We start from the raw sequence: 7,793 nt of genomic DNA, 5'->3' as shown, positions 1-7,793 counted from the left end.
ACGAGAGCGGTGTCCAGCACGTGGACGAACAGGAAGAAGAAAATGAGGACGCCGGTGACTCGGTGAGCCACCCAGGACCACATTCCTTCCCGGCCGCGGTACAGCGTTCCAGCCGGCACGGAAGTTTCCTCCGGGAGCGGTGATTGGGGCCGCGCCGGCTTTCCTTGTCGGTCGGGCCCGGCCGGGTACGGTCCACCGGCCCCCAGCATCGTAGCGAGGCGCTGCCGCTGGGCTGAGCGGGGGTCCCCGGGTGTGATCAAACTGGCACGCAAAGGGGTACGGGTGGGCTAGTGCGGCCCGGCGCGGTGCCGCGTCCGTGTGGTGCCGGGTGCGGGCTGTCAGCGGCTGATCGCGCAGTTCCCCGCGCCCCTGAGGGCATTGAGCAGGCGCCCTTTCGCCAGGCGCCGGAGTTCCTCTGCCGTCACCGCCCGCTCCTCCTCCGGATCGTTCGTCAATCGTGACCGGATGGCCTCCAGGATGCGGTCGAGGACCTGGGAGGGGGACAGGCCGTCCAGACAGATGACGAACACGTGTCCGAAGCGGGCCTCGTAGGCGGCGTGGGCCGCGTCGAGGGCCGTGTGGGCCGCGGAGTACGTGTCCGGCGGCAGCGTGGGCAGCGGCTCGGCGGCCAGGGCCTCGGTGAGGTCGGCCCAGGTCAGGTCGTAGGCCGCCTCGTCGGCGGCGGCCAGCAGGGAGTCCAGGTCCGGGTAGGGGCGGTGGTCCGCCACGCGGCGGGCCCAGCGGCGGCTGCGCAGGCAGGCGAGGAGGGTCTGCTCCAAATCCTTTGCCGAGGCTGCGTTGAACTGCTCCACCGGTATGGCCGGTCGGCCGGGGAGGTCTGGGAGACGGTGCGCGGGCAGCGTGGGTCCTCGTGGGCGTCACGTGTGTCGGCAGGGCGGTGTTGTGAGAGTTGTGACGTCACGCTATCGAGTGCGACCACGGCGTGTCCGACGGATGCCTGAATTTCACCCGGGGGAGAGAGTTTCGGAACGCCTGGTGGACGCGTGTGGACGCGCGCCGGGGCGTGCCGGGTCTTAGGTTGGGCGTGTGAGTCAGCACAGGCGCCGGGCTTCGGCGAAGCAGGTGAAACAGCGGCAGGTGCTGGTCGTGGCCATGGCGGTAGCCCTGGTCGTGGTCGCGGCCGGGGTGAGTCTGGGGCTCTGGGCGGCCTCGGGCGGCGACGGCGGGTCCACCGGGGCGGAGGCGAGATCCACTCCCGGCGGGGCCGCGGCGGCCCCCACCACCACCGAACCGGGCACGAGCCCCAGCCGCTCCTACGCCCTGTCCGAAACGCCCCGCACGATCCCCGCCGTGCGCGACCACACCCCCGCCCGCGGCCCGGGCTGGAAGCCCGGGGACGGCGACCGCGTGGTCGTGAACGACGCCGCGCTGGCCGACGAGGGGCGGTTGATCGCCGGAGAACTGGGGCTGACCTACGCGGGTGAGAAGGACGACGACCGGGACGGGGATGTGCGGCTGTCGCTGGCGGCGAAGAAGGGCGCGAACCCGGAGTCGTACGTGATGACCGTGCGCGACGGGCGCGTCGAGATCAGCGGGCCCGCCGAGGCCGGTGTCTTCTACGGCACCCGCACGCTCAAGCAGGAGACCCACGACGGCGGCACGGCCCCCGAGGGCGTGGTGCGCGACGAGCCGGCCAAGGAGCGGCGCGGGTTCATGCTGGACATCGCGCGCAAGAACTTCACGGCCGGCTGGATCGAGGACCGGATCCGTGAGCTGGGCGACCTGAAGTTCAACGAGCTGGGGCTGCACTTCTCCGACGACCAGGGCTTCCGGATCCAGTCCGACACGCATCCGGAGGTCGTCTCCGAGCAGCACCTGACCAAGGCGCAGGTGCGGAGGATCGTCGACCTGGCGGAGAGCAGGCACATCACCGTCGTGCCCGAGATCGACTCGCCCGGACATCTCGGCGCGGTCCTGGAGGCCCACCCCGACCTGCAGCTGCGCACCGCGCAGGGGTCGGCGGTGCAGGGCGCCATCGACATCTCCAAGCCGGAGAGCGCCGAGATCGTCGACGACCTGCTGAACGAGTACGCCGACCTCTTCCCCGGCAAGCCCTGGCACCTGGGCGCCGACGAGTACCAGGCACTGGTCCGCTCCGACCCGGAGGCGTCCTTCCCGCAGCTGGCCGCAGCCGCGCGCGAGAAGTACGGCTCCGGCGCCACGGTCGCCGACCTCACCACCGGCTGGCTGAACGACCGGGCGGCCACCGTGCGGGGGCACCAGCGGGTCCCGCGCGCCTGGAACGACGGCTTCTTCCGCGGCGGCTCCGTGCAGGCCGACAAGGACATCCAGGTCGCGTACTGGACCGGCAAGGAGATCGGCGCCCGGCCGCCGCTGGAGTACCTGGAGGCCGGCCGCAAGGTGATCAACTACAACGACGAGTTCCTGTACTACGTGCTCGGCGAGCCGCAGACCTTCGTCTATCCGACGGGGCAGCGGATCTACGAGCAGTGGACGCCCCGCGTGCTGCGCGGCACCGCGGCCGTCCCGGAGCGCTACGACGGGCAGATCCTCGGCGGCTCCTTCGCGGTCTGGTGCGACCTGGCGAACTCCCAGACGCAAGCCCAGGTCGCGGCCGGCATCCGGCTGCCGCTGCGGGCGACCGTGCAGAAACTGTGGGACCCGGACAGGCCCGAACTGTCCTGGGCCGAGTTCCGGGCGCTCGCGGACAGGCTCGGCTGAGTCCGCTCGAATTGGCCCATACGGCTGCGAACGCCCGTACGGCTGTGGTCGTCTTCTGACGCGAGCCGAATCGAATACGCCGGGGGGAACCGGAACATGGGCTACTGGGGATACTTCGTCGTCGGCCGGGGGGAGCGGCCGCTCGCCGGGCTGGACGCGCTGGCGGGCGCGGCGGACCGGATGACGCGCCACACCTCGGCACCGGACGGATGGCAGGTCTGGGAGTACCCGGGCGGCGAGGGCGACGTGGGGAACATGAACGCCCTCGCGGACGAGACCGGCGCGCCCGCGCTGTTCGGGTACGTCATGAACAGCGAGTGCGTGGTGCTGGAGGCCGCCGCGCCGGAGAGCGGGGCGTGGACGACCTGCCTCGCCCGGGCGGCCATGGCCGGGTACCTGGGGGCCGGGCAGAAGGGCCTGACGCTGGAGGACTACTTCCTCGAACCGGACGACGCCGCCGAGCGCGCGGTGCGCTGGGCCGCCGAGGCCGGGCACGAGGTGAACGCCGAGACCCTCCTGGACGTACTCACGTCAGACCCCGATCCCCTGGCCGAAAACCTGTTGTTCCGCTTCCTCGACAGGCTGGGCGTGGTGCCCCTGTGACACTGCGGGGCCGTCGCACGCAGTAAGGGGAAGTGCGGGTTCCGTGAGGGGTATGGGCTGAAAACGGCCTGACAGGGCCCCGGAGACGGCCCGCGGAGGGAGGCGTGGATGAGCCTGGTGGAGTTGATCGCACAGGCCGACGAGCGCGGGCTGGCCGCGAGCGGGCTGGCTTGTTTGGATCGGTGCGTGCCCCTGCTGGGCGGTGACGACGAGACCCTGCGGCCGCTGTGGGCGAGCCTCACCGACGACGCCGGGGCCGCCGACTGGGGCGAGCGGCTGGAGCAGGTCCGGGCGAAGCTGGACGCCGTCGGCGACGGGGACGAGGCGGTGGTGCTCGCCCACCGGATGCTGCGGGCCGCTCCCGCCGAGCGGTCCGCCGCCGCGCTGCGCGTGTGGGCCGACGCCTGCTCCGTCGCCGCCCTGCAGATCCACCGGCTCCTCGACCCCTCCGAGGACGGCACCTCCTCCGTCTCCGCCCGCCGCGAGGGCCGTACGGAGGGCTTGTCGCCCCTGGTCGCCGCCGAACTGCGCCGGCAGGTCGTCGTCTTGGAGGTCCTTGCCGGACACGGGCAGGCCGGGCTGCGCCGGGCGCTCGAGGTGGCGACGGAGGGGCGGCGGGTGCTGCGCGCGGTGGTGTCGCGCCGCAACCGGCAGCAGGGCTGAGACCGGGCGCAAACCCCCGATCCTGCGAGAGTCCTGTGACCGTCCTCCGGGTGAGGTGGGGCGGTCCTGCGCCGCTTCGGGGCAGCCGCCGGAATCCGGGTGACGAAACGCTTCTCCTGAGCGCTCTTGGGGATGTGACGACTCAAGCGGAGACCAGGCCGTCGGCGGCGGCGAAGCCCCTGCGGTGGGCGGCGGACACAGTGGCGACGATGCGCGAGGGAGCACGGCTGCGCCTCGACTACTCGGCGCAGAGTCTGTGGAGCGTCGACCGGATGATCGAGGAGATCCGGCGCGAGGGAGCGCCCTTCGCCGCCGTCGAGACGGTACTGCGCGGCTTCGGCGCCTACGCGGGCGAGGTGATGGCGCGTCAGGCCGGCGCCGAGTGGTGGGCGAGCGGCGGCGACCACTGGATCCGCACGCCCGACGGGCGCCTGTGGGACCCGATCGACGAGGCCCGCCGCGCCTACGCCGGGCACGGCTCGCTGCGGCTGCTGTGCCGGGACGCGGTGAGCGGCACGTTTCGGCCGTAGCCTCAGCGCCCGGACGGCTCCGGCGCGAACGGGTCCGTCTGCGGCGGGGCGGGCTCGGTGGGCTTGCCGGCGTTCCCGGCGAGGGTGCGGATCTGGGGCAGGTCGTCGTAGAGGTGCTGCCCGGGGCACTCGGTCGGGTAACCGTCGCGGTGGCCGGAGATGCGGTGCATCGTGACCTTCTCGCCCAGCTGGTACTTGCCGTTGTTCGCCCCGGCGGTCAGCACCACCGTGCCGGTCGGGTCGGTGCCGTACAGGCCGAGTTTCCACGCCGCGACCTTGGCGACCGACTCCCGGACGGCGGCGTTGGCGGTCGTCGCGGAGTAGTCGCCGAGCACCGAGACGCTGCTGGTGTCGGTGTTGAAGCCGTAGGCGTGCGCGCCGAGCACGGGTTTGTCGATGCCGCCCGCGCGGCCTTCGAAGACGGTGCCGCACTTGTCGACCAGGAAGTGGTAGCCGATGTCGTTCCAGCCGTTGCTCTTCACGTGGTACAGGAACACGCCGCGCACGATCGACGCGGACTCCGCGCAGGCGTAGTCGTTGGTGCCGGCCGTGTGGTGGACGAACACCGCCTTGGTGTCGCCGGTGTAGGTGGGCGGGTCCTTCACCAGGGACTCGTCGGCGCCCCAGGCCGAACGCGCCGTGACGGCGGGACGGTCCGGGGCGAGCGGTCCGGCGGCCGGGGGGACGACGCCCGGCTCCACCACGTGCACGGCGTGGTCCGGTCCGCCGTCGGGATCGACCAGTTCGACGCGCAGCCCCTCGGGCAGCCGCTCGCCCGAGACGCGCACCTGGACGCCGTCCGACGGCCCCGCCCACAGCGGCTGGGTGGCGCCGCGCACTCCGGCCCGGGCGCGGTCGGGGCCCGTCTCGGGCATCCGCGCATCGGTCTCCAGGGGGCGCCACGCGCTCCACGCACCGCTGTCCCGTGAGCGGGTGCGCACGTGGGCGGTGCCGTCCAGGGCCTCGTGCGGGTCGTCCCAGGTGATGCCGAGCAGACTGAACGGCTCGGTGGTGCGCGGGGCGAGGGCCCTGTCGTGCGGATCGCCGTCCGGCACCCGCAGGGTTGTCACGCCGTCGGAGGAGGCGGCCAGAGCGGGGCGGGCCGGGCCGAGGGCGCCGAGGACCAGGGCCGTGACGACGGCGGTGCGCAGCAGAAGGCGTGTCATGAGGGCTCGTCTCCGGTCCACTTGCGGGGCGGCGGGATGTCCTGACTGTCCTTCCCGCCTGCCGGGCCGTCCGTTCGCCCGCCGGGAGAAATCCGGCGAACGGAGGACGACCGAAGGGCCCCGTGCGCCGCGCGCAGGGCCCCTGTCCGCAAGCGGACGCCCGGGGTGTCACGGCGTCAGGTCCTGCCCGCCCTCCGGTGGGCGACGGCCGGTCCGCTGTGACACTTCTCGGCGGTCCGGCGCTGATCTGCGTGGAGGACGTGGCACGGACGCGCCGCGCTCGGTACGGACGAGGACGGTACTTGGGCCAGGGAGGGGAACCCCGGCGGGGGCAGGCGCACGACGGGGAACTGGGCGCGGCCGTCGCGCGGGCCCAGGACGGTGACGAGGCGGCCTTCGCGGTCGCCTACCGGATCGTGCAGCCGGGTCTGCTCGGCTACCTGCGCGGCCTGGTCGGAGAGGACGCGGAGGACGTGGCCTCCGACGCCTGGCTGGAGATCGCCCGGGACCTCGGGCGGTTCAAGGGCGACGGGGCCGGCTTCCGTGGCTGGACGGCGACCATCGCCCGGCACCGGGCGCTGGACCATCTGCGCCGCCAGCGCGTACGGCCCCGGCCCTCCGCGCTGGAACAGGACGTCCTCGACCTGCCCGGGCCGCACAGCACCCACGACCAGGCGCTGGAGTCGCTGTCCACCGCGCACGCCCTGCGGCTGGTCGGCGGACTGCCGCAGGACCAGGCCGAGGCCGTGCTGCTGCGGGTCGTGGTGGGCCTCGACGGCCCCGCCGCCGCGCGCGTCCTCGGCAAGCGGCCGGGGGCGGTGCGCACCGCCGCGTACCGGGGGCTGAAACGTCTCGCCGCCCAGTTGGGGGTCGAAGGTGTGACGGATGAGGCGCGCCGGACGCTGGGGGAGTCGAAATGAACGGCGTCGGCGGCCCGGGGGCAGCCGCCGGGGCCGCCGCCCTGAACAGGGCGGACGGGCGAGACGTATGGATGGGGCCCGGGTCACCGGGCCGGCCGGCCGGGCCGTGGGCACACGGCCGGCCGTGCGGTACGCGTGGATCGAGCAGGGACGGAACCGGACATGGGTGAACATCGGAGCGACGGCGGGCCCCCCGGCCGTCGGCAGGTGCACCCCGCGGACTCCGCGCACACCCGCCGGGCCGTGCCGCACGCCGGCGAACGGCCCGCCGGCCACGCCAGGACCGCCGGGCCCGGCAGCCCGGGCCGCCCCGGCTCCTCCCCGGCCCTGCGGGAGGCCGAGCTGGAGGCGCTGCTCGCCGCCGCTCTCATCCGCGACGGCATCGACGCCGAGGCCGAGCAGCGGGCCGTCGCCGCGTTCCTGGCAGCCCGGGACGCGGGCGCGCACCGGGCCGGCACCCGCCGCCGGGACGACTGGCGCTTCCGGGAGCGCCGGCTTCCCGGGCGTTCGCTGAGGGCCACCCTCTCCGTGCTGCTCGCCAGTCTCACGCTGGGCGGTGTCGCCGTGGCGGCGATCGGCTCGGTGGCGTCCACGGACGATCCCGGCGAACGGAGCCGCCCACCGGCCGTCACCCGCGCCCCCGGCCCCTCGTCCGGCGGTGCCACCGACGGCCCGGCAAGCTCCGGCTCCGCCCGCCCGGACCACCCCGGCACGGCTCGGGACACCGAGGCGCACTGCCGCGCCTACGAGCGGGTCGGCGGCCGGGGCAAGGCCCTGGGCGCGACGGCCTGGCAGCGCCTCGTCGAGGCCGCGGGCGGCGAGAGGAACGTCACGGCCTACTGCGCGGAGCGGTCCGCCGGCGCCCAGGACGAGCCCGACGGCACCGCCGCACCTGACAAGGGCGACGGAACTCCCGGCTCCGGCAAGGCAGGCGGTGACCCCGGGAACGCGGGCAACGGCTCGGGCGGCGACAGCCGTGGCACGGGTGCCGGGGGCAACGGCAGGGGCGCCGGGGAGAACGGTGCGGGCAGCGGGGAGAACGGTGCGGGCGCCGGGGGCAACGGTGCGGGCACTGGGGAGAACGGTGCGGGCACCGGGGGCAGTGGCGCCGGCAACGGCCGTGGCAGCGACGGCGGAGAGCCTCGCACCGAGGGGCGGACCCAGCGCCCCGACGACCGCGGCCGTCCCTGACGGTCGGCGATGTGACC

8 protein-coding genes and 1 pseudogene are annotated in these 7,793 nt (G+C 74.1%); 6 read left to right on the top strand and 3 right to left on the bottom strand.

The features are described from left to right. Together RIN80_RS06510 and RIN80_RS06505 are read right to left on the bottom strand one after the other, a co-directional pair. Window positions 1-119, bottom strand: a pseudogene (locus tag RIN80_RS06510) (succinate dehydrogenase, cytochrome b556 subunit); the annotation flags it as partial. A gap of 219 nt (window positions 120-338) precedes the next feature. Beyond that, window positions 339-812: a 2-oxo-4-hydroxy-4-carboxy-5-ureidoimidazoline decarboxylase gene (locus tag RIN80_RS06505; RefSeq protein ID WP_309094529.1), complete on the bottom strand. Its 474-nt coding sequence runs from the start codon at window positions 810-812 to the stop codon at window positions 339-341. A gap of 301 nt (window positions 813-1,113) precedes the next feature. On the opposite strand from RIN80_RS06505, the gene RIN80_RS06500 reads away from it, so the two are divergent. The 4 genes from RIN80_RS06500 to RIN80_RS06485 all read left to right on the top strand — a co-directional run bounded on the left by RIN80_RS06500 (window position 1,114) and on the right by RIN80_RS06485 (window position 4,499). After that, the gene (locus RIN80_RS06500; protein WP_309094533.1) at window positions 1,114-2,703 is read left to right on the top strand and encodes a glycoside hydrolase family 20 protein; all 1,590 of its coding nucleotides are present in this window, start codon (window positions 1,114-1,116) and stop codon (window positions 2,701-2,703) included. Between the two features lie 96 nt (window positions 2,704-2,799). Next, window positions 2,800-3,306 carry a hypothetical protein gene (locus RIN80_RS06495; RefSeq protein ID WP_309094528.1) on the top strand — a complete coding sequence of 169 codons (507 nt, stop codon included), beginning with the start codon at window positions 2,800-2,802 and terminating at the stop codon, window positions 3,304-3,306. A gap of 108 nt (window positions 3,307-3,414) precedes the next feature. Beyond that, on the top strand, window positions 3,415-3,969 hold the full coding sequence (locus RIN80_RS06490; RefSeq protein ID WP_309094527.1) for a hypothetical protein: 555 nt from the start codon (window positions 3,415-3,417) through the stop codon (window positions 3,967-3,969). A gap of 134 nt (window positions 3,970-4,103) precedes the next feature. Beyond that, complete coding sequence (locus RIN80_RS06485; protein WP_309094526.1) at window positions 4,104-4,499, top strand: hypothetical protein; 396 nt, start codon at window positions 4,104-4,106, stop codon at window positions 4,497-4,499. A gap of 2 nt (window positions 4,500-4,501) precedes the next feature. Here the strand turns inward: RIN80_RS06485 and RIN80_RS06480 are convergent, their stop codons facing one another. After that, window positions 4,502-5,665 (bottom strand): peptidoglycan recognition protein, encoded by a 1,164-nt coding sequence (locus tag RIN80_RS06480; protein WP_309094525.1) that lies wholly within the window; start codon window positions 5,663-5,665, stop codon window positions 4,502-4,504. 302 nt (window positions 5,666-5,967) lie between these two features. Here RIN80_RS06480 and RIN80_RS06475 point away from each other — a divergent pair, with 302 nt between their 5' ends. Together RIN80_RS06475 and RIN80_RS06470 are read left to right on the top strand one after the other, a co-directional pair. Next, window positions 5,968-6,585: an RNA polymerase sigma factor gene (locus RIN80_RS06475; RefSeq protein WP_309094524.1), complete on the top strand. Its 618-nt coding sequence runs from the start codon at window positions 5,968-5,970 to the stop codon at window positions 6,583-6,585. 162 nt (window positions 6,586-6,747) lie between these two features. After that, window positions 6,748-7,776: a hypothetical protein gene (locus RIN80_RS06470; protein ID WP_309094523.1), complete on the top strand. Its 1,029-nt coding sequence runs from the start codon at window positions 6,748-6,750 to the stop codon at window positions 7,774-7,776. The last annotated feature ends 17 nt before the right edge of the window (window positions 7,777-7,793 follow it).

The organism is Streptomyces sp., from assembly GCF_031181705.1.
In the GTDB taxonomy this organism is placed as follows: domain Bacteria; phylum Actinomycetota; class Actinomycetes; order Streptomycetales; family Streptomycetaceae; genus Streptomyces.
This window is presented reverse-complemented; position numbering and strand designations above follow the sequence as displayed.

Coding starts and splice junctions, on each gene's coding strand:
- RIN80_RS06480 (WP_309094525.1), bottom strand. CDS start 5,665: ATGACACGCCTTCTGCTGCGCACCGCCGTCGTCACGGCCCTGGTCCTC.
- RIN80_RS06470 (WP_309094523.1), top strand. CDS start 6,748: ATGGGTGAACATCGGAGCGACGGCGGGCCCCCCGGCCGTCGGCAGGTG.
- RIN80_RS06495 (WP_309094528.1), top strand. CDS start 2,800: ATGGGCTACTGGGGATACTTCGTCGTCGGCCGGGGGGAGCGGCCGCTC.
- RIN80_RS06500 (WP_309094533.1), top strand. CDS start 1,114: ATGGCGGTAGCCCTGGTCGTGGTCGCGGCCGGGGTGAGTCTGGGGCTC.
- RIN80_RS06490 (WP_309094527.1), top strand. CDS start 3,415: ATGAGCCTGGTGGAGTTGATCGCACAGGCCGACGAGCGCGGGCTGGCC.